26 protein-coding genes are annotated in these 23,447 nt (G+C 64.8%); 21 read left to right on the top strand and 5 right to left on the bottom strand.

Annotated features, from left to right (window positions below):
* Positions 1-35 precede the first annotated feature (35 nt).
* Positions 36-488, top strand: coding sequence for a helix-turn-helix domain-containing protein (locus tag ACZYZ4_RS09780; protein WP_111906474.1), 453 nt, complete (start codon positions 36-38; stop codon positions 486-488).
* Positions 489-563: 75 nt separating this feature from the next.
* On the opposite strand, the gene ACZYZ4_RS09775 is transcribed toward ACZYZ4_RS09780, so the two are convergent.
* Positions 564-1,133, bottom strand: a complete 570-nt coding sequence (locus tag ACZYZ4_RS09775; RefSeq protein ID WP_463860357.1) for a MarR family winged helix-turn-helix transcriptional regulator — start codon at positions 1,131-1,133, stop codon at positions 564-566.
* Between the two features lie 41 nt (positions 1,134-1,174).
* On the opposite strand from ACZYZ4_RS09775, the gene ACZYZ4_RS09770 reads away from it, so the two are divergent.
* The 6 genes from ACZYZ4_RS09770 to dapF all read left to right on the top strand — a co-directional run bounded on the left by ACZYZ4_RS09770 (position 1,175) and on the right by dapF (position 6,850).
* Positions 1,175-1,399, top strand: coding sequence for a DUF3046 domain-containing protein (locus ACZYZ4_RS09770; RefSeq protein ID WP_463860356.1), 225 nt, complete (start codon positions 1,175-1,177; stop codon positions 1,397-1,399).
* Between the two features lie 233 nt (positions 1,400-1,632).
* Positions 1,633-2,691, top strand: a complete 1,059-nt coding sequence (recA, locus tag ACZYZ4_RS09765; RefSeq protein WP_463860354.1) for a recombinase RecA — start codon at positions 1,633-1,635, stop codon at positions 2,689-2,691.
* 139 nt (positions 2,692-2,830) lie between these two features.
* The gene (locus tag ACZYZ4_RS09760) at positions 2,831-3,385 is read left to right on the top strand and encodes a regulatory protein RecX (RefSeq protein ID WP_463860577.1); all 555 of its coding nucleotides are present in this window, start codon (positions 2,831-2,833) and stop codon (positions 3,383-3,385) included.
* 60 nt (positions 3,386-3,445) lie between these two features.
* On the top strand, positions 3,446-4,996 hold the full coding sequence (gene miaB, locus ACZYZ4_RS09755; protein ID WP_463860352.1) for a tRNA (N6-isopentenyl adenosine(37)-C2)-methylthiotransferase MiaB: 1,551 nt from the start codon (positions 3,446-3,448) through the stop codon (positions 4,994-4,996).
* 3 nt (positions 4,997-4,999) lie between these two features.
* Positions 5,000-5,896 carry a tRNA (adenosine(37)-N6)-dimethylallyltransferase MiaA gene (miaA, locus tag ACZYZ4_RS09750; protein ID WP_463860350.1) on the top strand — a complete coding sequence of 299 codons (897 nt, stop codon included), beginning with the start codon at positions 5,000-5,002 and terminating at the stop codon, positions 5,894-5,896.
* Positions 5,897-5,905: 9 nt separating this feature from the next.
* The gene (gene dapF / locus ACZYZ4_RS09745) at positions 5,906-6,850 is read left to right on the top strand and encodes a diaminopimelate epimerase (protein ID WP_463860348.1); all 945 of its coding nucleotides are present in this window, start codon (positions 5,906-5,908) and stop codon (positions 6,848-6,850) included.
* On the opposite strand, the gene ACZYZ4_RS09740 is transcribed toward dapF, so the two are convergent.
* A complete protein-coding gene (locus tag ACZYZ4_RS09740) occupies positions 6,831-7,445 on the bottom strand; it encodes a class I SAM-dependent methyltransferase (protein ID WP_463860346.1) in 615 nt (204 codons plus the stop codon). The genes dapF and ACZYZ4_RS09740 overlap by 20 nt on opposite strands.
* Before the next feature lie 443 nt (positions 7,446-7,888).
* Between ACZYZ4_RS09740 and hflX the strand changes: the two genes are divergently transcribed.
* Together hflX and ACZYZ4_RS09730 are read left to right on the top strand one after the other, a co-directional pair.
* Positions 7,889-9,454, top strand: a complete 1,566-nt coding sequence (gene hflX / locus ACZYZ4_RS09735; protein ID WP_463860344.1) for a GTPase HflX — start codon at positions 7,889-7,891, stop codon at positions 9,452-9,454.
* On the top strand, positions 9,447-11,504 hold the full coding sequence (locus ACZYZ4_RS09730; protein ID WP_463860342.1) for an ATP-dependent DNA helicase: 2,058 nt from the start codon (positions 9,447-9,449) through the stop codon (positions 11,502-11,504). Before hflX ends, ACZYZ4_RS09730 begins: the two co-directional genes overlap by 8 nt.
* 72 nt (positions 11,505-11,576) lie before the next feature.
* Here the strand turns inward: ACZYZ4_RS09730 and lexA are convergent, their stop codons facing one another.
* Positions 11,577-12,323: a transcriptional repressor LexA gene (lexA, locus tag ACZYZ4_RS09725; protein ID WP_463860340.1), complete on the bottom strand. Its 747-nt coding sequence runs from the start codon at positions 12,321-12,323 to the stop codon at positions 11,577-11,579.
* Between the two features lie 348 nt (positions 12,324-12,671).
* Here lexA and ACZYZ4_RS09720 point away from each other — a divergent pair, with 348 nt between their 5' ends.
* The 8 genes from ACZYZ4_RS09720 (at position 12,672) to ACZYZ4_RS09685 (ending at position 18,975) form a co-directional block, all read left to right on the top strand.
* Positions 12,672-13,112 carry a LysM peptidoglycan-binding domain-containing protein gene (locus ACZYZ4_RS09720; protein ID WP_463860338.1) on the top strand — a complete coding sequence of 147 codons (441 nt, stop codon included), beginning with the start codon at positions 12,672-12,674 and terminating at the stop codon, positions 13,110-13,112.
* A gap of 78 nt (positions 13,113-13,190) precedes the next feature.
* Positions 13,191-14,309: a histidinol-phosphate transaminase gene (locus ACZYZ4_RS09715; RefSeq protein WP_463860337.1), complete on the top strand. Its 1,119-nt coding sequence runs from the start codon at positions 13,191-13,193 to the stop codon at positions 14,307-14,309.
* Between the two features lie 81 nt (positions 14,310-14,390).
* On the top strand, positions 14,391-15,017 hold the full coding sequence (gene hisB / locus ACZYZ4_RS09710) for an imidazoleglycerol-phosphate dehydratase HisB (RefSeq protein ID WP_463860335.1): 627 nt from the start codon (positions 14,391-14,393) through the stop codon (positions 15,015-15,017).
* Positions 15,014-15,745, top strand: coding sequence for an imidazole glycerol phosphate synthase subunit HisH (gene hisH / locus ACZYZ4_RS09705; RefSeq protein ID WP_463860333.1), 732 nt, complete (start codon positions 15,014-15,016; stop codon positions 15,743-15,745). Before hisB ends, hisH begins: the two co-directional genes overlap by 4 nt.
* Positions 15,746-15,904 (top strand): CG2302 family histidine operon protein, encoded by a 159-nt coding sequence (locus ACZYZ4_RS09700; RefSeq protein WP_181577254.1) that lies wholly within the window; start codon positions 15,746-15,748, stop codon positions 15,902-15,904.
* A gap of 58 nt (positions 15,905-15,962) precedes the next feature.
* Entirely contained in the window at positions 15,963-16,709 is a 747-nt protein-coding gene (priA, locus tag ACZYZ4_RS09695) for a bifunctional 1-(5-phosphoribosyl)-5-((5-phosphoribosylamino)methylideneamino)imidazole-4-carboxamide isomerase/phosphoribosylanthranilate isomerase PriA (RefSeq protein WP_058929461.1), read from the top strand.
* A gap of 9 nt (positions 16,710-16,718) precedes the next feature.
* Positions 16,719-17,615: an SseB family protein gene (locus tag ACZYZ4_RS09690; protein WP_463860331.1), complete on the top strand. Its 897-nt coding sequence runs from the start codon at positions 16,719-16,721 to the stop codon at positions 17,613-17,615.
* Positions 17,616-17,670: 55 nt separating this feature from the next.
* Positions 17,671-18,975: an MFS transporter gene (locus ACZYZ4_RS09685; protein WP_463860329.1), complete on the top strand. Its 1,305-nt coding sequence runs from the start codon at positions 17,671-17,673 to the stop codon at positions 18,973-18,975.
* Positions 18,976-19,154: 179 nt separating this feature from the next.
* Here ACZYZ4_RS09685 and ACZYZ4_RS09680 read toward each other — a convergent pair whose 3' ends face one another.
* On the bottom strand, positions 19,155-19,541 hold the full coding sequence (locus ACZYZ4_RS09680) for a DUF1844 domain-containing protein (RefSeq protein ID WP_058929458.1): 387 nt from the start codon (positions 19,539-19,541) through the stop codon (positions 19,155-19,157).
* 388 nt (positions 19,542-19,929) lie between these two features.
* Between ACZYZ4_RS09680 and infC the strand changes: the two genes are divergently transcribed.
* From infC to ACZYZ4_RS09660, 4 genes are all read left to right on the top strand, one after another.
* Positions 19,930-21,006 (top strand): translation initiation factor IF-3, encoded by a 1,077-nt coding sequence (infC, locus tag ACZYZ4_RS09675; protein WP_463860327.1) that lies wholly within the window; start codon positions 19,930-19,932, stop codon positions 21,004-21,006.
* A gap of 116 nt (positions 21,007-21,122) precedes the next feature.
* Positions 21,123-21,317, top strand: coding sequence for a 50S ribosomal protein L35 (rpmI, locus tag ACZYZ4_RS09670; protein ID WP_009358635.1), 195 nt, complete (start codon positions 21,123-21,125; stop codon positions 21,315-21,317).
* 118 nt (positions 21,318-21,435) lie between these two features.
* A complete protein-coding gene (gene rplT / locus ACZYZ4_RS09665) occupies positions 21,436-21,909 on the top strand; it encodes a 50S ribosomal protein L20 (protein ID WP_463860324.1) in 474 nt (157 codons plus the stop codon).
* A gap of 49 nt (positions 21,910-21,958) precedes the next feature.
* A complete protein-coding gene (locus ACZYZ4_RS09660; RefSeq protein WP_463860322.1) occupies positions 21,959-22,852 on the top strand; it encodes a TrmH family RNA methyltransferase in 894 nt (297 codons plus the stop codon).
* Positions 22,853-22,973: 121 nt separating this feature from the next.
* On the opposite strand, the gene ACZYZ4_RS09655 is transcribed toward ACZYZ4_RS09660, so the two are convergent.
* Positions 22,974-23,249 (bottom strand): GlsB/YeaQ/YmgE family stress response membrane protein, encoded by a 276-nt coding sequence (locus tag ACZYZ4_RS09655; RefSeq protein ID WP_463860320.1) that lies wholly within the window; start codon positions 23,247-23,249, stop codon positions 22,974-22,976.
* Positions 23,250-23,447: the final 198 nt, after the last annotated feature.

Here is a 23,447-nt window from a genome sequence, read left to right as displayed (position 1 = left end):
GCGGACCGAACTTATGAGGGAGCAAGGCGATACAGATGGTAAAGCAGCCCGTATCCATAAACGGCGTTGTCCGCTGGAAGGATGTGGGCCTCGCCGATCAGGCCAAGAGCGAACAGAAGGAGCGCAAGATGGTTGTACTTCGTCACGAAATCGGTGATGTCCTGCGCGATGTACGCCAGCGCCAGGGACGCACGCTCCGCGAAGTTTCGCACAGTGCCCGTGTTTCCTTAGGCTATCTCAGCGAAGTAGAGCGCGGCCAGAAGGAAGCTTCATCAGAGCTCCTCTCGTCAATCTGCTCAGCCCTGGACGTGCCGCTGTCCAGTATGCTCAGGGAAGTCAGCGACCGTGTCGCCGTCGCCGAGGGCGTAGCCGTTCCGGACACCGTTCCCCAGGAATTCTCACAGCGCTACGGCCGCGACCTTGATCGCGATTTGAGCGCTGAACTCAACAACGAACTGTCCAAGGGCCTGCTTTCCGGCGCACGGTAAGCCGTCCGCAGCAGCCAGACAGGAAGTACAACAAAGCCTCCGGCCATGGGCCGGAGGCTTTGTTGTGTGTGCTGGCTATATTGCAGTGTCGCCGGTGGACGGGTCCTTCGCGAAGCCGTCGAGTTCAAAGATGGAGTTGAGCTTTGCCATGTATTCGGCGAGGGTCTGCAGTTCCCCAACCGGCCACTCACCCAGTCGCTCACGGAAGTCCTGGCGGCGCGCATCCTGGACCTGATGCATCTTTTCCTCGCCCTTTTCGGTGAGGCGGATCGACTGCGCCCTTCCGTCCAGGGGATCAGCTTCCTTGAACACCAACCCGATGCTTTCCAGGAACGCGATCTGGCGGCTGACGGAAGGCTTTCCCACGCCGATGTTCAGGGCGAGGTCTGTCAACCGGATGGGTCCCTCGCGCCGGATGACCGCAAGCAGCCCGTAGGCCGCCGGCTCCATGTCCGGGTGCACCTGCCGCGAGAGCTGATGGGACACCGAACGGGCACGCCGCCAAAAGAGACTGATTTGGTGTTCCACGGTGTTCAAAGCCTCGTCGACGGTGTCCTTGTCGGTATCTTTCTCCACAGGGGACGTCGAGGGAAGGCCTGTCTCAGGAAGGCCTGTCGCAGGAGGGCCGTCGGCAGGGTTGCTCATGGCAACAATTCTAGGGTCCGGGACCGTGAGAGACTCTATTGGTGCGGATCAGTGACTATTGGCGGCTTATGGACGACGAATTCGGGGCTGGCTACTCCCGGGTCTTGAGCAGCACCCTCGTCCTGGCCGGGGCCGGCGGGCGCACCGCCGACCAGGCCCTCGCAGCCGGACTGAGCCCCCGACAGGTGTGGCTGGCCATCTGCGACGTCCAGGATGTGCCGCCGGAGCGGCGCCTGGGACGCGACGTCAAACCCCTGCGCGACTGACGCCGCCACCAACGCGGCCGCGTTCTCCAGGCTCATGTGCGCCCCTTCTGCGCTGACACGCCGCCGGATCTGTTCGAATATCTGTTCGGGTAAAGCTATGCTTTTCGTAGTGGGTTATCCACATAGGCGATGTCATCCGGCCAGAATGTCAGTGGGTGCCATTAGCGTCAGAGATGACCAAGAAATGGCCGCTGAGGCCACTCCAAAGCGAGAAAGCATTAGAGGTGTGAACCATGGCGGCAGCCCCGGATCGTCAAAAGGCGCTCGACGCAGCGCTGGCACAGATTGACAAGCAGTTCGGCAAGGGCTCGGTCATGCGGCTGGGCGATGAAGTCCGTGCCCCCATCGAGGTCATCCCCACCGGATCCATCGCGTTGGACGTGGCTTTGGGAATTGGCGGCCTGCCCCGCGGCCGCGTCGTGGAGATCTACGGTCCGGAATCTTCGGGTAAGACCACCGTGGCCTTGCACGCCGTTGCCAACGCGCAGCGCCTGGGCGGCATTGCCGCCTTCATCGATGCCGAGCACGCCCTGGACCCTGAATACGCCGCCAGGCTGGGCGTGGATACGGACGCCCTCCTGGTCTCGCAGCCGGATACAGGCGAGCAGGCCCTGGAAATTATGGACATGCTGATCGGCTCAGGCTCGCTGGACGTCATCGTCATCGACTCCGTTGCTGCCCTTGTGCCGCGTGCGGAAATCGAGGGCGACATGGGCGACAGCCACGTGGGTCTGCAGGCCCGCCTCATGAGCCAGGCGCTGCGTAAGATCACCGGCCGCCTGAGCCAGACCAAAACCACCGCCATCTTCATCAACCAGCTCCGTGAAAAGATCGGCGTGTTCTTCGGCTCCCCGGAGACCACCACCGGCGGTAAGGCCTTGAAGTTCTACGCGTCCATCCGCATCGATGTCCGTCGGATCCAGACGCTCAAGGAAGGTGCCGACTCCGTCGGTAACCGCACCAAGGCCAAGATCGTCAAGAACAAGATGGCCCCGCCCTTCAAGATCGCCGAATTCGACATCATCTATGGCCAGGGCATCTCCCGCGAGGGCGGCATTATCGACATGGGCGTTGAGCACGGCATTATCAAAAAGTCGGGTTCGTGGTTCACTTACGACGGCGACCAGCTGGGCCAGGGCATGGAGAACTCCCGCAGGTTCCTGCGCGACAACCCCGAGCTGGCGACCGAACTGGAGCGCCTGATCAAGGAGAAGCTTGGCGTCGGGGTAGTCAAGCCCGTCGAAGATGATGCCAAAGAGACACCGAAGCTGAAGGCTGTTGACGGCTTCTAGGGACGCCCCTGACCTGACGGCCGGGCAGGGCGCCGGATGGCGTGCGGCCGGGCAGGACGCCGGATCGGGGCGACGGCAGCGGAGACGGGGCGGCGGACGCCCCGGCTTCGGGCCGGACGGACCCGATCCGGATGCTGCCATCGCCGCAGACGCAGACGCAGACGCAGACGCCGAACCGGATCCCGCGTCCGTGGCGCGGGCCATCGTGCTCCGGCAGTTGACCAATTCGGCCAAGAGCCGGCTGCAGCTGGCGCGGAAACTGGCCGAGCGGAACATTCCGGAGGATGTGGCGGAAGCCGTCCTGGACCGCTTCCAGGAGGTCCGCCTCATTGACGACGCCGAGTTCGCCGACATGTGGGTGCGCAGCCGGTCGCAGTCTCGGAAGCTCGCCAAGGGGGCCCTCCGGCGCGAACTGGCGGACAAGGGGATTGACGCGGACACCGCTGCCGCCGCGCTGGAACAGCTTTCCGACGCGGACGAGGAAGTGGCTGCCCGGCTCCTGGTGGAGCGGAAGCTCCGGGCAGGCACGGATTTGTCGGACCGTGCTGAGCGGGACAAGATCACCCGTCGGTTGGCGTCAATGCTGGCCCGCAAGGGCTATCAGCCGTCGCAGGCGTTCCGGATCGTCGGAGAGGTGCTCGACGCACGTGCGGACAGCCAGGCAGAGCCAGCGGACTGCCTGCTGGATCCGTAGGCCCGCCGAAGCGGCGTCTGCACCGACCCGGCAACCTGAGCGACCCGGTACCCTTAATAGGTGAGTTTGACCATTCCTTCCCCCGCATCCGGTACCGCCCCGTCAGCAGACCCTGCCCTCCAGCAGCCCCGTACCTATCAGGTGCGCACCTTCGGCTGCCAGATGAACGTGCATGATTCGGAGCGGATGGCCGGCATGCTTGAGGCCGCGGGATACGTCCCGGCGAGTGGTGAGCAGGCCGACGTCGTGGTGTTCAACACCTGCGCGGTCCGGGAAAACGCGGACAACAAGCTCTACGGCAACCTGGGCATGTTGGCGCCCGTCAAGGCCGCCAACCCCGGGATGCAGATCGCCGTCGGAGGCTGCCTGGCCCAGAAGGACCGCGAGGCCATCCTCAAGAAGGCTCCCTGGGTGGACGCTGTCTTCGGCACCCACAACGTCGGGGCGCTCCCGGCCCTGTTGGACCGGGCCCGGCACAACAGCGAAGCCCAGCTGGAGATCCTCGAATCCCTGGACGTCTTTCCCTCCACCCTGCCCACCAAGCGTGATTCGGTTTATTCCGGCTGGGTGTCCATCTCGGTCGGCTGCAATAACACCTGCACGTTCTGCATCGTCCCGGCCCTGCGCGGGAAGGAAAAGGACCGCCGCCCGGGCGACATCCTGGCGGAAATCCAGGCCCTGGTGGATGACGGCGCCATCGAAGTCACCCTGCTGGGCCAGAACGTGAACTCCTACGGCGTGGAGTTCGGTGACCGGCAGGCGTTCTCCAAACTCCTGCGCGCGTGCGGGGAAATCAAGGGCCTGGAACGGGTCCGCTTCACCAGCCCCCACCCCGCCGCCTTCACCGACGACGTCATTGACGCCATGGCAGAAACCCCCAACGTGATGCCCCAGCTGCACATGCCGCTGCAGTCCGGGTCCGACAAAGTCCTGAAGGACATGAAACGGTCCTACCGGTCCACTAAATTCCTCGGCATCCTGGACAAGGTCCGCGAAAAGATCCCGCACGCCGCCATCTCCACCGACATCATTGTCGGCTTCCCCGGCGAAACCGAAGAAGACTTCCAGGCCACCCTCGACGTTGTGGAGCAGTCGCGGTTCGCTACCGCCTTCACCTTCCAGTACTCGAAGCGTCCGGGCACTCCGGCCGCGGACCTGCCGGACCAGCTTCCCAAAGCCGTGGTCCAGGAGCGATTTGAACGCCTGACCGCGCTGCAGGACAGGATTGCCGCCGAGGAAAACGCCACGCAGCTTGGCCGCCGGGTAGAGGTGATGGTCACCGCCCATTCAGGGCGCAAGTCCGAAGAAACCCACAGGCTGTCCGGCCGGTCCCAGGACCAGCGGCTGGTGCACTTCTCTGTTCCCGATGGGGCAGGGGCGCCGCGTCCAGGGGACCTGGTCACCGTGACCATCACCGACGCAGCAGCCTTCCACCTTGTGGCCGACCCGTCGTTGCAGGACTACAGCCTGCGGCGCTCCCGCGCCGGGGACGCTTGGGACAGGTCCCAGGCAGATTCGTGCGGCGCTCCCGTGCCGGCTGCCGCAGGCGGTGGCGCCAGCCGGACCGGAGTCTCGCTGGGTATGCCCACGCTGCCGGTCCGGAGCCGCTGACCGGTGGCCCCGCCTCCGGTCCTTGCAGTTGTTGGTCCCACGGGGTCGGGTAAATCCGATCTGGCCTTGAACCTTGCCCTGGAACTGGACGGCGAGGTCATCAATGCCGATGCCATGCAGTTCTATCGCGGGATGGACATAGGCACCGCCAAGATCACTCCGGCAGAACGCAAGGGCGTTCCGCATCACCTTCTGGACATCCTGGACGTCACGGAGGAAGCCAGCGTTTCAGACTTCCAGCATCAGGCCCGGAGCATCGTCAGCGATATCCACGCGCGCGGCAAGCGCGCCATTCTGGCGGGCGGTTCGGGTCTCTACGTGCGGGCTGCCCTCGATGTCCTCGAATTCCCCGGCACGGATCCTGTCCTCCGGCAACGGCTTGAGGCCGAGCTCGATGAAGCCGGCCAGGATGCCCTCCTGGCGCGGCTCCGGGAGGTGGATCCGGTGTCCGCGGGCCGTGTCTCCGATGCGCGCCGGATCATCAGGGCGCTCGAAGTCCACGAACTCACCGGCCGGCCCTTCAGCTCCTTTATGCCCCAGCGCGAGTATTTCCAGCCTGCCGTTCAGATCGGGCTGGCGGTGGACCGCGACGTCCTCCGTGAACGGCTGGCACTGCGGGTCCACACCATGGTGGACAACGGGCTGTTGGCGGAAGTGCGCCGGCTGGACGCGGCCGGTCTCCGCGCTGGCAAAACCGCGCCGCGGGCCCTGGGCTATGCGCAGTTCCTGAAAGTGCTCGACGGCGGCTCAACAGTTGCCGAGGCTGCCGAGGACACCATTGTGGCCACCCGGCAGTTCGCCAGGCGCCAGCTCACGTGGTTCCGTGCCGATCCCCGCATCACCTGGCTGGACTGGCAAGCGCCGGACCTCGCGGCCCAGGCCGTGGCTCTCAGCCGGTAATCTAGGACCATGGACGCAACTCCCGCAGAGACCACAGAGCCCGCCTTCCGTACTTTGGGCGGACTCCGCTTCTCCAAGGGCCACGGCACTGGCAACGACTTTGTGCTGATCGCAGATCCCGACGGCATCCACACCATTGACGCCGACCAGGTAGCCGCTCTCTGCGACCGTCACCGCGGGATCGGCGGCGACGGCCTGATCCGGGCCGTCCCCTCCCGGTATCTCTCCGAAGGCCGCGAGCTGCTGCTGAGCAGCCCCGAGGCCGAATGGTTCATGGACTACCGCAACGGCAACGGGTCCCTGTCGGAAATGTGCGGCAATGGGGTCCGCGTTTTTGTGCACTTCCTGCATGCCGAGGGCCTGGTAGACCTGCCCGACGGCGGCGCGCTCACCATCGGGACGCGCGGGGGCGTTAAGACCGTGGTCCGGACAGGGGACAGCTACGCGGTGGACATGGGGAGGTGGGAATTCATTTTCCCCGGCGACGCGACCGCCAAAGCCATGGATTCGCTGGTATCCGCGGACGGCCTCGAAGTGCCCCGCCCGGCCTTGTCAGTCAGCATGGGCAACCCGCACACCGTGGTGGCACTGGCGGAACTGTCCGAACTGGAAGCCACCAGGCTCTACACGGCTCCGCAGGTCGATCCGGTTCCCGCCAATGGAACCAACGTTGAATTCGTCGTGCCTTCTGAACCGCTGGTCCACAACGGGATCGGCACAATCACCATGCGCGTCCATGAGCGCGGCGTGGGCGAAACGCAGTCCTGCGGAACAGGCGCGTGCGCCGCCGCCGTGGCCATCCGGCACTGGGCAGGGGCGGAAGCGCCGGACTCCTGGCAGGTCAACGTGCCGGGCGGCGTCGTCGGGGTCAAGTTCTTCGCCGGGGCGGGTGGGCACGAGCACGTCGAGCTCAGCGGGCCCGCCGAGATTGTTGCTACTGGGACGCTTTCCTGACCCGAAGGATCCGGAAGGACTTGGACGTGGACTCCCGGCTGACGGCGAACGATGCATCCAGCTCCGTCGACAGCCAGCGCTGAAGCGAATCCGAGCCCAGGTTCTTTTGGACCACCAGCCACGCGGAGCCGCCCGGTGCCAGCCGGGGCAGCCACATCTTCAGGAGGCTGTGGAGTTCATCCTTGCCGATCCGGATGGGCGGATTGGACCAGATCGTGTCAAAACGCAGTTCCGCGTCCACCGCCTCAGGCGTGCTAGCCAGCACGTTGGCCAGGCCCAGCAGGGCCGCATTCTCATTGGTCAGCGTGATGCAGCGTTCATTGACATCCACGGCGTACACCTTGGCATGCGGCGCCCGCAATGCGAGGGTCAGGGCAATGGGCCCCCAGCCGCAGCCGATGTCAAGGAGGTTGCCTGTGGGGTCCGGAGCCGGGACTTCAGCCAGGAGCACCGCCGTCCCCTTGTCGATGCCGTCGGGGCTGAAGATGCCGCCGGACGTCTGCAGCGTGCGCGTCTCGCCGGTCAGTTCCACTGTGAGCGGCTTGCGGGTGAACGGCCCGGCGGGCGATGCGCTGAAATAGTGTGCGGACTCCATAACTGGCCAGATTAGTTGGCCGGGGTGGACAATGCGAAACCGCGGCCACCGCTTCTGCTAATCTTGAACCCATGTTCCTGATCTTCGAGTAGCCGGCACGGCCGCGGTCCCTTCCGACGCCGCCTGTCCCGAAGCCGTGCCCCGCAGCGATGCAGGTATTAACCTTCCGCAAGTGCGCCACCTAACAGGTCTTTCGTATCTGTTATGCCGCCGGGCAATACTCGAGCGATCTGCCGCTGCCGGTTGCTTGCTGTTTCGCCCGTGCTTTCCACCACTCCACGCATCTCCCGGATGCGAAGATTCCCTGCGCGCCACGGTCCTGACCGGCGCGCGCAGCAGACCAGGAGGCCCGGATGACTGCAAACCGTCAGCCCAGCGCGAATACTTCACCACTGACCAACGATCGGCACTATTCTGAAAATGCCGAATCTTCAAAGGAGACCATGACCAGCCAGCCCAACACCGGTTCCGATCCAGCAGCCCAGGACATGAGTCCCGAGGAGATCCAAGCTGTCATCGACCGAATTCTCGCCAAGGACGTACCGGCCAGGAACGTCACCGCCGCAGACGGTGACAAGGCCGTGTTCGGCAGGGCTCAGGCGATTTCCCGCTTGGACGACGAACACACCAGCTATGACGGCGACCAGCAGGACCGGGAGGAACGCCGGGCACTGCGGCGCGTGGCCGGCCTGTCCACCGAACTCGAAGATGTCACCGAAGTCGAATACCGGCAGCTGCGGCTCGAACGTGTGGTCCTGGCCGGGCTATGGTCCGAAGGCACCTTGGCGGACGCGGAAAATTCCCTGCGTGAACTCGCCGCCCTTGCCGAAACAGCAGGCTCGGAAGTCCTGGACGGGATGGTGCAGCGCCGTGCCAAACCGGACCCGGGCACGTTCCTGGGTTCCGGAAAGGCCCTTGAGCTCAAGGAAATCGTGATGGCCACGGGGGCTGACACCGTTGTGGTGGATGCCGAGCTGGCACCGTCCCAGCGCCGCAGCCTTGAGGACATTGTCAAGGTCAAAGTCATTGACCGTACGGCCCTGATCCTTGACATCTTCGCCCAGCACGCCAAGAGCCGTGAAGGCAAGGCCCAAGTCGAGCTGGCGCAGCTTGAGTACCTGCTGCCACGCCTGCGTGGCTGGGGTGAATCGATGTCACGCCAGGCCGGTGGCCAGGTGGGCGGCGCGGGCGCCGGCATGGGTTCGCGCGGACCCGGTGAAACGAAAATCGAACTGGACCGGCGCCGGATCCGCACCCGCATGGCCAAGCTACGACGGGAGATCGCGGCGATGAAGCCGGCACGGGAAACCAAGCGGGCCAACCGCCGTCGTAATTCAGTGCCGTCTGTTGCGATCGCCGGGTACACCAACGCCGGGAAGTCGTCGTTGCTGAACAGGCTGACCGACGCCGGCGTGCTGGTGGAGAACGCACTCTTCGCCACCCTGGATCCCACCGTGCGAAAGGCCGAGACCTCCGATGGCCTCGGGTACACCCTGGCGGACACCGTGGGTTTTGTCCGTTCACTGCCCACCCAGCTGGTGGAGGCTTTCCGCTCCACGTTGGAGGAAGTGGCTGACGCGGATCTGATCCTGCACGTGGTGGACGTGTCCCATCCGGACCCCGAGGGCCAGATTGCTGCCGTCCGCAAGGTCTTCAGTGAAGTGGATGCCCGCAAGGTGCCCGAGATCATTGTCCTGAACAAGGCCGATGCCGCAGATCCGTATGTGGTGGAGCGCCTCAAGCAGCGCGAGCCGCATCACGTGGTGGTCTCGGCCCGCACAGGCCAGGGGATCACCGAACTGCTGCACGCCATCAGTGAAGGGATTCCGCGGCCGGGCGTGAAGCTGGAACTCCTCATTCCTTACGACCGCGGTGACCTGATCAGCAAACTGCACGAGACCGATGCCGAGATCCTGAGCCTGGAGCACGGCGAGCACGGTACCCGCGCTGTGGTGATGGTGCGTGAGGGCCTTGCGGCTGAACTGGAATCCTTCATCAACCATGACTGAGGTTGCGGCGGGGGAAGTCAAAGGTACGGCCGGCGAGCAGTTCGTGATCGAATTGCTCGACCGCGCCGTCGCCGGAATGGGCGGTCAAAGCCGCAGTGGGCAGCACGAGATGGCCAGGCAGGTGGCCAAGGCCATCGAAACCGGCGACCACCTCCTGGTTCAGGCCGGAACAGGGACCGGAAAGTCGCTGGCCTACCTGATTCCGCTCATTGCGCACTCGCTCGTGAGCAACAAGCCCACCCTGGTGTCCACAGCCACGCTGGCCCTGCAGACCCAAATTGTGGGACGCGACCTTCCCCGCCTGTTGAAGACCATCACCCCTGCCCTGGACCGCCCGGTCAAGGTGGCCCTGGTCAAGGGCCGCTCCAACTACGTGTGCCAGCACAAGCTCGAAGGCGGGTTCCCCTCCGAGGAACCCTCCGAGGGTCAGCTGTTCTCCCTCGGCGAAGACACCAGCGTCCCGCACTTCGCCGCTGCCATGGGCGGGCCGTCGTCCCAGCTGGGGAAGGAAGTGGTGCGACTGCGCGAGTGGGCGGAAAAGACCACCACGGGCGACCGTGATGAACTGCTTCCCGGTGTTACTGACCGGGCCTGGCGGCAGGTTTCTGTTACGTCCATGGAATGCCTGGGGGCCCAGAAATGCCCCATGGCGGCCGAATGCTTCAGCGAACTGGCGCGCCACGACGCCGCCGAGGCCGACGTTGTGGTCACCAACCATGCCATGCTCGCCGTCAGCGCCTTTGAAGGCCTCGCAGTGCTTCCCGAATACGACGTTGTGGTGGTGGACGAGGCCCACGAACTGCAGGACCGGGTCACCGGTGCGGTGTCGGGGCAACTCTCCGTGGCAATGGTGCATGCTGCGGCGTCGGGCGCGCGGAAACACACGGCCATCACGGTGGATGCCCTCAACGCAGCTGCCGCCAACATGGAACTCGCCCTGGCCGGGGTGCCCAACGGGCTGCTCCCCAACGGCCTCAACGACGAACAGTTGGACTGCGTGGACCAGTTGCGTGAGGCCTGCCGGGCTGCCCTGTCCGATTCCAAGGGCGACGGCAGCCAAACGGCCGATGGCGGGCGGCAGCTCGCGCGGTCCCGCCTGATGCTGATCCTCGAACTGTGTGAACGGCTGATTGTGGCCCGTGAAAACCGTGAAGTGGTGTGGTTTTCCCGCGCAAGTTCCTTCGATCCGCAACAGGGCTATGCGCAGCCCGACGAGTCCGCGCCGGCCCTGGTCAACATCGCGCCGCTTAGCGTTGCCGGCAAGCTCCGCGAAGGGCTTTTCGCCGGCCACACCGTGGTGCTGACCTCGGCAACGCTTGCCATCGGCTCAGCCTTTGAACCGGCCGCCGGAGGCTTGGGGCTGGTGGGGGAGGGTGCGCCGAGCTGGACCGGGATCGACGTCGGATCGCCCTTTGATTATCCCAAGCAGGGGATCCTTTACGTCGCAGGGCACCTCCCCAAGCCAGGCCGCGGGGCGTCGCCGGAGGCGCTCGATGAACTTGAGGCGCTGATCCGGGCATCGGGCGGCGGCGCCCTGTGTCTCTTTTCGTCGCGCCGTGCCGCCGAGGAGGCCGCTGAGGCGATGCGTCCCCGGCTCGGCCTCAGCATTCTCTGTCAGGGCGACTCCACCATGACGGCTCTCGTGAAGCAGTTCGCGGACGAGCCCGATACCTGCCTGTTCGGAACCATGTCCCTGTGGCAGGGTGTTGATGTTCCGGGCGGATCATGCCGGCTCGTGGTGATCGACCGCATTCCGTTCCCGCGCCCGGACGATCCGCTGATGACCGCACGGTCCCGCGCCGTTGCGCAGGCCGGCGGAAACGGCTTTATGGCGGTCTCGGCGACGCATGCTGCCATCCGCCTGGCCCAGGGTGCGGGCCGGCTGATCCGATCCACCGGAGACAAAGGCGTGGTGGCCGTGCTTGATTCCCGGCTTGCCACCGAGCGCTACGCCGGATTCCTCCGCGCCGCGCTGCCGCCGTTCTGGCCCACCACCGACCGTAAGACAGCGTTTGCAGCCCTGGAAAGGCTGGCCGGGAAGGGCGCCTGACTGAGCGCGGACCCTGCACGGGTCCCAAAGCCGGGCCTGTCCTAGCCAGGGCGTGTAGGGCCCGCATGCGTCCTAGAGTGACCGCAGGACCGAGACGACCTTGCCCATGATCGTGGCGTGATCGCCCAGGATGGGCTCGTACTGGGTGTTCTGCGGCAACAGCCACGTGTGGCCATCGCGCTGGCGGAACGTCTTCACGGTGGCTTCATCGTCCAGCAGGGCCGCGACAATATCGCCATTGGCGGCGTCGGCCTGCCGGCGGACCACTACCCAGTCGCCGTCGCAGATGGCCGCGTCCACCATGGAATCGCCGGCCACGCGCAGCATGAACAGCTCACCCTGGCCCACGAGCTGCCGGGGCAGGGGCATCACGTCTTCCACCACTTGATCAGCAAGGATGGGCCCGCCGGCGGCGATCCGGCCCACCAGCGGCACCATGGCGGTGTCCATGGCAGTGGGAAGTTCGGTAACCGTTCCGCCGATGCCGTGCAGGACTGAGGGCTTGGTTGTCCCGTTGGTTCTGGCCGACCCGCCGTCCAGCGTCAGGGGCATCAGGACTTCCATGGCGCGCGGACGCTTGGGGTCCCGGCGGAGGTAACCCAGCTTCTCCAACTGCGACAGCTGGTGGGTCACGCTGGACAAACTCGCGAGGCCCACGGTGTCGCCGATTTCTCGCATGGATGGCGGATAGCCGTTGTCATTCACCGAGCGCTGGATGGTTTCTAGGATCTTCTTTTGGCGGGCGGTGAGCCCCTTGGGGGTCCGTTGGGGCTGGCGGCGCTGCGGTGTCGCCTTGCCCTCGGCGGCTGGTGCTGCCATGTTCGCCAATGCCTTTCAGTTGCCCGGATCCGCTATGGCCACTGGTGCCTGGAACGCCCCGGGCTGTTGTCGGAGTTGATTGTCAGACCCTGCTGATCAACTACAGAGATGGTTGTTCTTTGATTCAAACGTAGGCCAGCCACAGTGCTTTTTCAAACATTTGTTCTAGCGAGTCTCGACAATATTCGTTGATAGGTGCTAAAAATGAAGAAGCAAAGTTCGAACATGTGTTCTACTCGTTGCTTGCGGATTCGAATATTCGAATCTATGGACGGCCCAGGCCGGCACCGGCAAGTGGACGCGGAGGGCGCGCCGGGCAGCACAGTATGGTCCAGGAGGGCTCATTTCATGTCAGCTATATCTGCTTCGCAGGACTCGCGTCCGCAACTCATTTCCGTGCAGGACCTCACCTCGCGGCAGTGGTCCGCACCCGTGTCGACCTCAGGTTTGGCGCCCAGACAGCGTGGGGAATCCTTGCCGCCGCTGCGCCTGACCCGCAGGGGTCGGATTGTCCTCATTGGCATCCCGCTGGTGATCCTCGCCGCAATCCTGCTTTCGCTGGCAGGTTTCCTCAATGCCCCGGCTAAGGCGGCCGATTCTGCCGCCGACCTGTCGTTGACGCCAACAGTCTTGGTCACAGTGCAGGCCGGACAGTCTCTTTGGGCCATCGCCGGTACCGTGGCGCCCGAGCGTGATCCCCGTGATGTCATCGCGGATATTGCTCAGTTGAACAACCTATCCGCCGGGGGCGTTGTCCCCGGACAGCAGCTCTTCGTGCCCACCAAGTAAGGAGCCTCAAGGCTCGGGAGCGTGCCGCCGCAGGCCGTCACATTTTCAGGCCGTCTGCTTCGGACCTAAACTGTTCAGGTGAATGACCAGCTAGAGCGTCTGAACAGACTTCCCCTCCGGTCCAACCTCCGCGGACTGACCCCGTACGGTGCCCCGCAGTTGGACGTACCTATCCTGCTTAACGTCAACGAAAACACCCATGGCGTCCCGGCGGACGTACGGGCCGCGATCAGCGTGGCCGTGACGGAAGCCGCGGCAGGCCTCAACCGCTACCCGGATCGTGAGTTCACCGAACTCCGGGAAGCGCTGGCCGAATATCTCGGCCACGGTCTTGATGCCACCAACATCTGGGCGGCCAACGGGTCCAACGAGGTCCTCCAGCAGATTCTCCAGGCTTTCGGCGGACCCGGGCGCACGGCCCTGGGATTCCCGCCCACGTATTCCATGTACCCACTCCTGGCCAGCGGCACGGACACCGGGTACATCGTCGGCCGGCGGGCCGATGATTACGGGCTCAGCGCCGAATCGGCCGCATTGCAGGTCAAAGAGCTTCAGCCCAATATCGTTTTCCTGTGCTCACCGAACAACCCCACCGGCACGGGACTTGGCCTGGACGTTGTGCAGGCCGTGTACGCGGCCGGCGAAGCCAGCCAAGCCATCGTGATCGTTGACGAGGCGTACCACGAGTTCGCCCACGATGGAACGCCCAGCGCCCTTACCTTGCTGCCCGGCCGGGAACGCCTCATCGTGTCCCGCACCATGAGCAAAGCCTTCGCCCTCGCGGGTGCTCGCCTGGGCTATATGGCCGCCGCCCCTGAAGTCACGGACGCGCTCCGCCTGGTCAGGCTGCCGTACCACCTTTCGGCCATCACCCAGGCAACGGCCCTCGCCGCCCTCCAGCACCGCACGGCCCTGATGGCCGACGTCGAGGACATCAAGGAGCAGCGCGACCGCATCGTGTCGGAGCTGACCCGCATGGGCCTCAAGCCTGCTGCCTCGGATTCGAACTATGTCTTCTTCGGCGGCCTGGATAACCCGCATGATGTCTGGCAGCAGTTGCTGGACGATGGCGTGCTGATCCGCGACGTCGGCATCCCCGGCCACCTGCGTGTCACTGCGGGCACTGAGACGGAGACCACAGCGTTCCTGACGTCGCTGGAACGCATCCTGGCCAGCCAGGCCAAGCTGCCCGCCTAAACTTGAAGTATCGGCGCCGCCGCGCGCCGGCACATCTCCTTCGCTGACGCACTACTGACTTCGCTTAAAGGACATATGACCATGAGTTCCACCGGATCGAACGCAGCCGAGCCCCGGACCGCACGCATGGAGCGTGCCACCAGTGAATCGTCAGTGCTCGTGGAGATCAACCTTGACGGCACGGGCGTATCGGACATCGATACGACTGTCCCGTTCTACGACCACATGCTGACGGCGCTGTGCAAGCACTCACTCATTGACATGACGGTCAAGGCCATCGGTGACACCCACATTGACGTCCACCACACGGTGGAGGACGTAGCTATCACATTCGGCGAGGTCCTGCGTACCGCCCTGGGCAACAAGGCCGGGATCCGCAGGTTCGGTGAGGCCACGGTGCCCCTCGACGAAGCACTGGCGCACGCTGTCGTCGACGTCTCCGGCCGCCCCTACCTGGTGCACGGCGGCGAGCCTGCCGGGCAGGAGTACCACCTGATCGGCGGCCACTTCACCGGGTCACTGACCCGCCACGTCTTTGAGGCCATCACACTTCATGCCGGCATCTGCCTCCACATGAACGTCATCGCGGGACGCGACCCGCACCACATCGTGGAAGCGCAATTCAAGGCGTTCGCCCGGGCCCTGCGTGCTGCGGTCGAACCCGATCCCCGCGTTGAGGGGATTCCGTCCACGAAGGGTGCCTTGTGAGCGGTCAAATTCTCCGGGACGGCGCCGTCATCGATCCGGCCGCTGGTAAGAAGCCCGTATCGCCCGAAGGCAAGCCGACGGTCACAGTCCTGGACTATGGTTCCGGGAACGTCCGCTCCGCCGTGCGCGCCCTTGAGCGGGCCGGGGCCGAGGTCATCCTCAGCTCCAAACCTGAGGAAGTGCTTAATGCCGATGGCCTGGTAGTACCCGGCGTCGGCGCCTTCGAGACTGTTATGCGCGAGCTCAAGGCCGTGGACGGCATCCGGCTGATCGGCAGGCGAGTGGCCGGGGGCAGGCCGGTCCTGGCAATCTGCGTCGGCCTGCAGGTCCTGTTCGAAGCCGGGGTAGAGCACGGGACAGAAGCCGAAGGCATGGGGGAGTGGCCTGGCAAGGTGGAGCTGCTTCCCGCAGAGGTGGTGCCGCACATGGGCTGGAACACCGTGGACGTACCGGAAGGATCCAAGCTCTTCGCCGGGGTCGCGGACCAGCGGTTCTACTTCGTTCACTCCTATGGTGTCCAAGCATGGAACTTCGACGTGATCCAGCCGCGGATGACTGCGCCGCTGGTGACCTGGTCAGAGCACGGCGCCCGCTTTATCGCCGCTGTGGAGAACGGGCCGCTTTGCGCTACCCAGTTCCACCCCGAAAAATCCGGCGACGCCGGTGCACGGCTGCTGCGCAACTGGGTAGACGGCCTTCGCAGGCCAGCTGCCACGGACGCCGCCTAGATGTGGTCGATTGTCCTGATGGGCCTGGCCGGTGTCCTGGTGGGCGGCGCCCTGTCCTTCAGGCAGCAGCACAAACCGCTGTGGACCCAGGTGGGCTTCTATGTCCTGGCCGGTATGGCGCTGCTGGCCGCCTACCTGCTGACGCTTCCTGGAAACTAGCCCCAAGCATTCACCCGTTCCGCTTCCACGAGCAACCCAACACCCAAGAGGATTTGAGATGACCACCGCAACCGATCTGCCGGTTCTTGAACTGCTGCCCGCCGTCGACGTCGTAAACGGACAGGCCGTGCGGCTGGTCCAGGGAGAGGCCGGCAGCGAGACGAGCTACGGCACGCCGCTGGAGGCGGCCCTCAACTGGCAGGAGCAGGGCGCCGAATGGGTGCACCTGGTGGACCTTGACGCCGCGTTCGGCCGCGGCTCGAACGCCGAGCTGCTCCGTGAAGTGGTGGGCCGGCTGGACATCAAGGTGGAGCTCTCCGGCGGACTCCGGGACGACGAATCCCTCGAGGCGGCGCTGGCCCTCGGCGTGGCCCGCGTCAACCTCGGCACGGCTGCGCTGGAAAACCCCGAGTGGACCCGCAGTGCCATCGACCGCTTCGGCGACAGGATCGCCGTCGGCCTCGACGTCCGCGGAACCACGCTGGCAGGCCGCGGCTGGACGAAAGAAGGCGGCGACCTCTGGGAGGTCCTGGGCCGGCTCGAAGAGGCCGGGTGCTCGCGGTATGTTGTCACGGACGTCACGAAAGACGGCACGCTGCAGGGTCCCAACGTTGAACTCCTGCGCCAGATGGTGGAGAAGACCGGCAAGCCGGTGGTGGCCTCCGGTGGCATCTCCAGCCTGGACGACTTGAAAGTGCTGCGCTCCCTGGTGCCGCTGGGCGTGGAAGGCGCAATCGTGGGCAAGGCGCTGTACGCCGGTGCCTTCACGCTCCCCGAAGCCCTCGACGTCGCCGGACGCCGCTGAGCAGTTTCCGTGGACAGCACGCACAACGCCGATACGGCTGCGGAATCCCCGGCGCCGCGCCATCTGCCCGGACACATTGCCGCGGCACTGGCGGGCGCGGGCGGCCGTACTGACTCGGCCGGCCAGCCGTGGGAAGGCCGGAGCCTTGCAGGGGACGACGGCAGGATCCACAACTTCGAGGACGACGACGGAACGGCTGACGCCGGTTACCTCGCCGCCGTCACGGCTTTGGTTGAAGGCGCCGGCGACGAAGCGGCTGTGGTGGCCTCGCTGGCCACCGCCCGCGTGTTTATCCCGATCATCGCGCAGCTTGGCGAGGAAGCGGCAGGCGTCGACGGCCTGACGGCGGACAAGCAGGCGGACATGGCGCTGGTCACCCTGAGGGCAGCCGACGGCCGGACGGCCATGCCGGCCTTCACCTCGGCGGATGCCTTGGCCGCCTGGCACCCCGAAGCCCGGCCGGTGGCGGTGTACGCTGCCCGGGCTGCCCTTTCAGCCGTGGCCGAGGGGGCCGAACTGCTGGTGCTCGATCCGGGCTCGGAGGTCACGTTTGTGGTCCGGCGACCCGCCGTCTGGGCACTGGCCCAGCAACAGGACTGGATCCCTTCCTACGCTGATGCAGTGTTGGCAGCCGAGATGGCTGAGGCAACGGCCGCATTCCCGGCGGTACGCCAGCTTGCCCTCCTCCCGGGTTCCGGCGTCGCCGCCCTCACTGGTACGGGTGCCACGCTCACTGGGGGCGGTGCCGGACCGGAACTGCAGGTGCTCCTCCACCTTGAGGATGGTCTGGACGCCCCGGCAGTCCAGGACCTGGTGTCCGGGCTCCAACAGGCATGGTCCCGGAATGTATTGTTTGGAGAGCGTGTTGACTCGATCGAGATCAAGTTGCGGCGCGCAGCACAGTAGCTAACGGTTGGCGCGGAGATCCCGGGCTGCCGTGGGCAGACCCAAAGGATTTTCCGTGAACTTCGCTCTTTACCGGGAGCTGCTGGCCGTCCGGCCCATCCGGCGGTTGCTGCTGGTCGGCATGATTGCCCGCATTCCCCACTCGGCGGCAGGCATGCTGCTGACCCTGCACATCGTCCTGACCCTGGACCAGGGCTACGCCGCCGCCGGTGCCGCGGCGGCTGTTATGACCATCGGCATTGCAGTTGGCGCACCGTGGCGCGGCCGGCGTGTGGACACTGTTGGCCTGCGCCGGGCTCTGATTCCGTCAGTGGTGTCGGAGGCCCTCATCTGGTCCGTGGTGCCGCACGTGTCCTACCAGTGGCTGCTTCCGCTGGTGTTCGTCGGCGGCCTGCTGACGTTGCCGATCTTCAGTGTGATTCGCCAGTCCCTGGGCGTCCTCGCGGACGGCGACCAGCGGCGGACCGCCTTTGCGTTGGACTCGATCGCCACGGAGATGGTGTTTATGATCGGGCCTGCTGCCGGAGCCGTTGTGGCCACCAGCGGTTTCACCGTTCTGGGACTCACGGTGGTGGGTGTTTCAACATCACTGGCGGGGTTGTTCCTCATCTGGTTTAACCCGCCCACTCGAAGTGCCACGCAGACTGAGGAAAGCGAGGCGGACCAGCGCCATGCCGCGGAAGTGGCTGTGGTTTCCGCCGCGCCGGCCCACCTCCAGGAAGCGGCGGCAGACCTCGTCCCGGCCCGGGCCGAACGCGTCGGAAGCGGGCCGGCGGGGCTGCGCGGCAAGGTGGCCCACAACTTCACCTGGTTCACGGCCACTGTCGCGGCCGTCTTCGCCGTGGCGGCTGGAACCGGCATGGTGCTGAGCGGCACCGACGTTGGCATTGTTGCTGCCTTGGAAACTGGCGGCCACCAAGCCGAAATCGGCATTGTGTTCCTCTTTTGGTGCGCCGCATCGGTGGTCGGTGGGCTGGTGTACGGGGCCATGCACCGTCCAGTCTCGCCGATCCTCCTGCTCCTGGGCATGGCAGCCCTGACCATCCCGATGGGCTTCGCCCAGGACACCTGGACCTTGGCCTTTGCCTCGATCCTTCCGGGCCTTTTGTGCGCCCCCGTCCTGTCGGCCGCCTCTGAACAGGTGGCAGACCTGGTGGCGGAGGACCGCCGCGGCGAGGCAATGGGCTGGTACGGTTCTGCGCTGACTGCCGGCGTGGCGCTCGGGGCACCACTTGCCGGGATTTTCATCGACGGGATGGGGTCATCCGGCGGGTTTGTCTCCGTGGGCGTTGCCGGCGTTCTGCTCTGCGTGGTGGGACTGCTGCTTCAGGCCCACCGACGCCGCCGCGCCGCCGTCTGACGCCGATCCTTCCCATCGATGGCTCCATAGCCGTCCTTTGGGCCCTCAAAACGGCGGCTAGGGAGCAATCGATGAGACGCGCGGCCAGGCGTGCCGGTGCCTGAACGACGGCGGCGGCGGTAGGTCCGTGTGGACCGTCCGCCGCCGTCGTCGTACTTTATGAAGTTTGCTGGTTGGGTCTAGTTAACGGCGCCGGTGTACTTCTCGCCCGGGCCCTTGCCCGGAGCGTCCGGAATGATGGACTCCTCGCGGAACGCGAGCTGCAGGGAACGCAGGCCGTCTCGCAACGGGCCGGCGTGCTGGGATCCGATTTCGGGCGCCGCTGAGGTCACCAGCCCGGCAAGGGCGGTGATGAGCTTGCGGGCCTCGTCCAGGTCCTTGAGTTCCTCGGCATTGTCCTCGGCGGCGAGGCCCAGCTTGACCGCGGCTGCGCTCATCAGGTGCACTGCGGCGGTAGTGATGACCTCGATGGCCGGCACCTCCGAGATGTCGCGGATTTGCTGGGTCACGTCAGCCTTGGCATCCGGGGCCTCGAAAACGTGTGAATTACTGTCTGGGGTGCTCATACTGGTAAGCTTGTCACAGACCGACTGGATGTCGTTATTTTGTTGTGGAAGGTCCCATTAACGCCTAGCTGCGTTGGGCGGGATTTTTTCTGTAGAATGACATGCAGTTTGCAAGCGGAGTTCTCTCCCACCCGCGTCAGCCGTTTTCCCGCCGGAAGTAATTCCTGAGGAACCAAAGGTTGCCGGGTACCGGTCGGACAGTTCTTTCAGGCGTTGAGCCTGGGGAAGTGCGCACTGCCTCTACTGAGGACCGTGCATCCGATCATCGAGGCCTTCGATTGCTCCGGCAATTGGGGGCCTTCTCTATTTGCCGGTGGAATACCACATCAATCACAGGAGTTTTAACATTAGCGAGCCAAGAATCAATGAGCGTATCCGCGTCCCCGAGGTGCGGCTGGTCGGCCCTGCAGGCGAACAAGTAGGAATCGTCCGTATTGACGATGCCCTGCGTTTGGCTGCCGAGTCTGATCTTGATCTCGTTGAAGTTGCACCTCAGGCCAAGCCTCCGGTGTGCAAGCTGATGGACTTCGGCAAGTACAAGTACGAGGCCGCCGTCAAGGCACGTGAAGCACGGAAGAACCAGACCAACACTGTTCTGAAGGAAATCCGCTTCCGCCTCAAGATTGACACCCACGACTACGAGACCAAGCGCGGCCATGCACTGCGCTTCCTCGGTGCCGGTGACAAGGTCAAGGCCATGATCCAGTTCCGCGGCCGTGAGCAGCAGCGTCCGGAAATGGGCATTCGCCTGCTTCAGCGCTTCGCTGACGACGTCGCCGAAGTGGGCGTTGTTGAGTCCAGCCCCCGTATCGATGGCCGCAACATGGTGATGGTTGTGGGCCCGCTGAAGAACAAGGCCGAAGCCAAGGCTGAGGCACGCCGCGCATCGCAGCGTGCAGACGCCAAGGCGGAGAACGAAGCGAAGGCTACGGGCGGCGGCCGCATCGACGTCTCCGGCGACGACCAGGCACCGCTGACGCAGTCGCTGGCTGATCTTCTTCCGGAAGGTTTCGCCATCACCACCGAGCCGGAAACTGAAGCTCCGGTACAGTCTGAAGCACCTGAGGCGCCTGTTGAAGCCGCTCCGGAAGTCGAAGCCCCCGTCAAGGAAGCTCCGGCAGAGGCGGCTCCCATAAAGGAAGCTGCCGCGAAGGAAGCTCCTGCAAAGGAAACCGCCGCGAAGGCAGCTCCCGTCAAGGAAGCCGCCGCCCAGGAGGCGCCCAAGCAGGCTGCCCCGAAGGCCGCTGCTTCCAAGCGTGAGGCTCCCAAGGCAGCTCCGGCGCCGGTCAAGGCTCCTGCCGCTGCCAAGGCCGCCGAAGCAGCTGCTCCGGCTCCGGCCGCCCCAGCCGCTCCTCGGCCGCCGGTGCCGATGCCCAAGCCGGTAGCCCGGCCGGCAGCGCCGAAGCCTGCTGCAAGGCCTGCCCCCAAGGCAGCTCCGAAGCCGGCCAGCAAAAAGACTACCTAGTTCAAAGCTGCGGGAGGTTATCCTCCCGCAGTACGCAACCAGCACGCCGCCTGCAGGGGCGGCTGCTCGAAAGAACTGCAGACAATGTCTGTGGACACGTAAGGAGATCGGTTCCCATGCCGAAGATGAAGACCCACAGTGGTGCTAAGAAGCGCTTCAAGCTGACCGGCAGCGGCAAGCTGCGCCGCCAGCAGGCCAACCGCCGCCACTACCTTGAGCACAAGTCCTCCAGGCTGACTCGTCGCCTAGCCGGCGACAAGATTGTCTTCAAGGGTGACGCAAAGGTCATCCGGAAGATGCTCGGCATCTAAGTCCAAGTTCTCTGACTGATGCCACCTGGCAACAGTCAACTACCAAAAAGGCTTCTCAGGCCAGCCGGTTGTTCCGGCAGTAGATGCTTGGGATCAGAATTTTCGAAGGAGTACGCACGTGGCACGTGTGAAGAGGGCGGTCAACGCCCACAAGAAGCGCCGGGTTATCCTTGAACGCGCAAAGGGCTACCGTGGACAGCGTTCACGCCTGTACCGCAAGGCCAAAGAGCAGCTGCTGCACTCGTTTGTGTACAGCTACGGCGACCGCAAGAAGAAGAAGGGCGACTTCCGCCGCCTTTGGATCCAGCGCATCAATGCTGCATCCCGCGCCAACGGTCTGACCTACAACCGCCTGATCCAGGGCCTGAAGGCCGCTGAGGTCGAGGTTGACCGCCGCATGCTTGCTGAGCTGGCTGTTTCGGATGCGAACGCATTCGCCGCGCTGGTGAAGATCGCCAAGGATTCCCTGCCTGCTGACACGTCCGCTCCGGCCGTCGAGGCTGTAGCCCCCAAGGCTGCCAAGGCTGCCAAGGCTGCCAAGGCACCCAAGGCCAAGGCTGCAAAGCCTGCCGCTGACGTGGCTGCCAAGTAGCACCCACGCCAGTTCGAGGACTGGTGGCTGAAGCCACTAAGGTTCTTATATGAACGAAACCGGGCGCCCGCAAGACTTTCCACTCTCCAATCCCCGAGCTGATCGGGTGAGGAAGGTGGCACAGCTTGCCGGGCGCCCGGCCCGTTTAAAGCGCAGCGAGTTCCTGGCGGAGGGTCCGCAGGCTGTCCGTGAGGCCATGACGCTGCACCAGAAAAGGATTGCTGCGGGGGAGCCCGGCGTCGTCTATGAGGTCTACGCGAGCGAGGCCTGCCTCGACCGGCACCCGGACCTGGAGGCACTCGCGGAGGGCATCGACGCATACCTCACTACCGACGAAGTGCTGGCCGCGATGGCGGACACGGTAACCCCACAGGGCATTCTCGCGGTCTGCGGCTTCCTGGACGTGAGCCTTGAGCAGGTCCTCGACGCCGGCCCGCGGCTGCTTGCAGTGCTGTGCCAGGTCCGGGACCCCGGCAACGCCGGCACCGTGCTCCGGGCAGCTGACGCGGCCGGGGCGGACGCCGTCATCCTGACACCATCCAGCGTTGACATCTATAACCCCAAGGCGGTCCGTTCCACCGCCGGTTCCCTGTTCCATCTGCCCGTGGTCCTGGGCGCCGATATTTCGGAAGTGGCAGCCGCCTGCCGGGCTCGGGGGATTGGCATACTGGCCGCCGACGGTGACGGTGACGTTAACCTGGATACGCTCCAGGACGAAAACGCCGCCCGCCGGATCGCAGGCCCCGGCGTTGAATCGTTGTTCGCCCTGGAGAGTCCCACCGCGTGGCTGTTCGGAAACGAAGCGCAGGGGCTCTCCGAAGATGAGCTGGCTTTGGCCGATCACCGGGTGGCTGTGCCCGTATACGGTGCCGCGGAAAGCTTGAACCTCGGCACGGCGGCAACGGTGTGCCTCTACGCGAGTGCCCGTTCCCAGAAGGCATGACTGACCTCCAGGCGTGGCTCACGAGAAATTCTGGCTCGCCTGGACACGTGACCTAACAAGGCAGGGCCCCGGAAGTTCTCCGGGGCCCTTGCTGTATATGAATCAGATGAGGTTGGGGTAATCAGGGCGCCCGCGTGCTCTTGCTGCGTCCTGTGATGGCGCCGTAGACACCGGCAACTACCAGGCCGCCTACGATAGCCATGATCCAGGTACCCAGATCAAAGAAGGCAAGGTCACCCCTGCCGAACAGGAGACTGCCAATCCAGCCGCCTACAATCGCGCCGACTACGCCGAGCACGAGACTCGTCACCCAGCCGCCGCCAACCTTGCCCGGCATGACAGCCTTGACGATGGCCCCTACGATGAGGCCGAGAATAATCCAAGCAAGAAAACCCATGTCTCCTCCTTCATATTCGTCGGGATTAAACGTCCCGATTAGTGTTCAAGCTAACATACGGTCCCTCTAATGTCAGCAGGCTTAGTGCATGTCAGAGGCGCGTCTTCTTCACCCGAAAAGGTACGGTGTTCGTGGGCGGGGCCGACTGCGGCGCCGCGAATATCCCTGCTTGTTCTTGAAACCTGTGAAGAGGAGAAG

Source organism: Pseudarthrobacter adonitolis, from assembly GCF_055412845.1.
This window is presented reverse-complemented; position numbering and strand designations above follow the sequence as displayed.

Excerpts from the sequence above, each read along its gene's own strand:
- ACZYZ4_RS09780 (WP_111906474.1), top strand. The coding sequence starts at position 36 with ATGGTAAAGCAGCCCGTATCCATAAACGGCGTTGTCCGCTGGAAGGAT.
- ACZYZ4_RS09775 (WP_463860357.1), bottom strand. The coding sequence starts at position 1,133 with ATGAGCAACCCTGCCGACGGCCCTCCTGCGACAGGCCTTCCTGAGACA.
- recA (WP_463860354.1), top strand. The coding sequence starts at position 1,633 with ATGGCGGCAGCCCCGGATCGTCAAAAGGCGCTCGACGCAGCGCTGGCA.
- dapF (WP_463860348.1), top strand. The coding sequence starts at position 5,906 with ATGGACGCAACTCCCGCAGAGACCACAGAGCCCGCCTTCCGTACTTTG.
- ACZYZ4_RS09740 (WP_463860346.1), bottom strand. The coding sequence starts at position 7,445 with ATGGAGTCCGCACACTATTTCAGCGCATCGCCCGCCGGGCCGTTCACC.
- hflX (WP_463860344.1), top strand. The coding sequence starts at position 7,889 with ATGACCAGCCAGCCCAACACCGGTTCCGATCCAGCAGCCCAGGACATG.
- ACZYZ4_RS09730 (WP_463860342.1), top strand. The coding sequence starts at position 9,447 with ATGACTGAGGTTGCGGCGGGGGAAGTCAAAGGTACGGCCGGCGAGCAG.
- lexA (WP_463860340.1), bottom strand. The coding sequence starts at position 12,323 with ATGGCAGCACCAGCCGCCGAGGGCAAGGCGACACCGCAGCGCCGCCAG.
- ACZYZ4_RS09720 (WP_463860338.1), top strand. The coding sequence starts at position 12,672 with ATGTCAGCTATATCTGCTTCGCAGGACTCGCGTCCGCAACTCATTTCC.
- hisB (WP_463860335.1), top strand. The coding sequence starts at position 14,391 with ATGAGTTCCACCGGATCGAACGCAGCCGAGCCCCGGACCGCACGCATG.
- ACZYZ4_RS09700 (WP_181577254.1), top strand. The coding sequence starts at position 15,746 with ATGTGGTCGATTGTCCTGATGGGCCTGGCCGGTGTCCTGGTGGGCGGC.
- priA (WP_058929461.1), top strand. The coding sequence starts at position 15,963 with ATGACCACCGCAACCGATCTGCCGGTTCTTGAACTGCTGCCCGCCGTC.
- ACZYZ4_RS09680 (WP_058929458.1), bottom strand. The coding sequence starts at position 19,541 with ATGAGCACCCCAGACAGTAATTCACACGTTTTCGAGGCCCCGGATGCC.
- rpmI (WP_009358635.1), top strand. The coding sequence starts at position 21,123 with ATGCCGAAGATGAAGACCCACAGTGGTGCTAAGAAGCGCTTCAAGCTG.
- ACZYZ4_RS09660 (WP_463860322.1), top strand. The coding sequence starts at position 21,959 with ATGAACGAAACCGGGCGCCCGCAAGACTTTCCACTCTCCAATCCCCGA.
- ACZYZ4_RS09655 (WP_463860320.1), bottom strand. The coding sequence starts at position 23,249 with ATGGGTTTTCTTGCTTGGATTATTCTCGGCCTCATCGTAGGGGCCATC.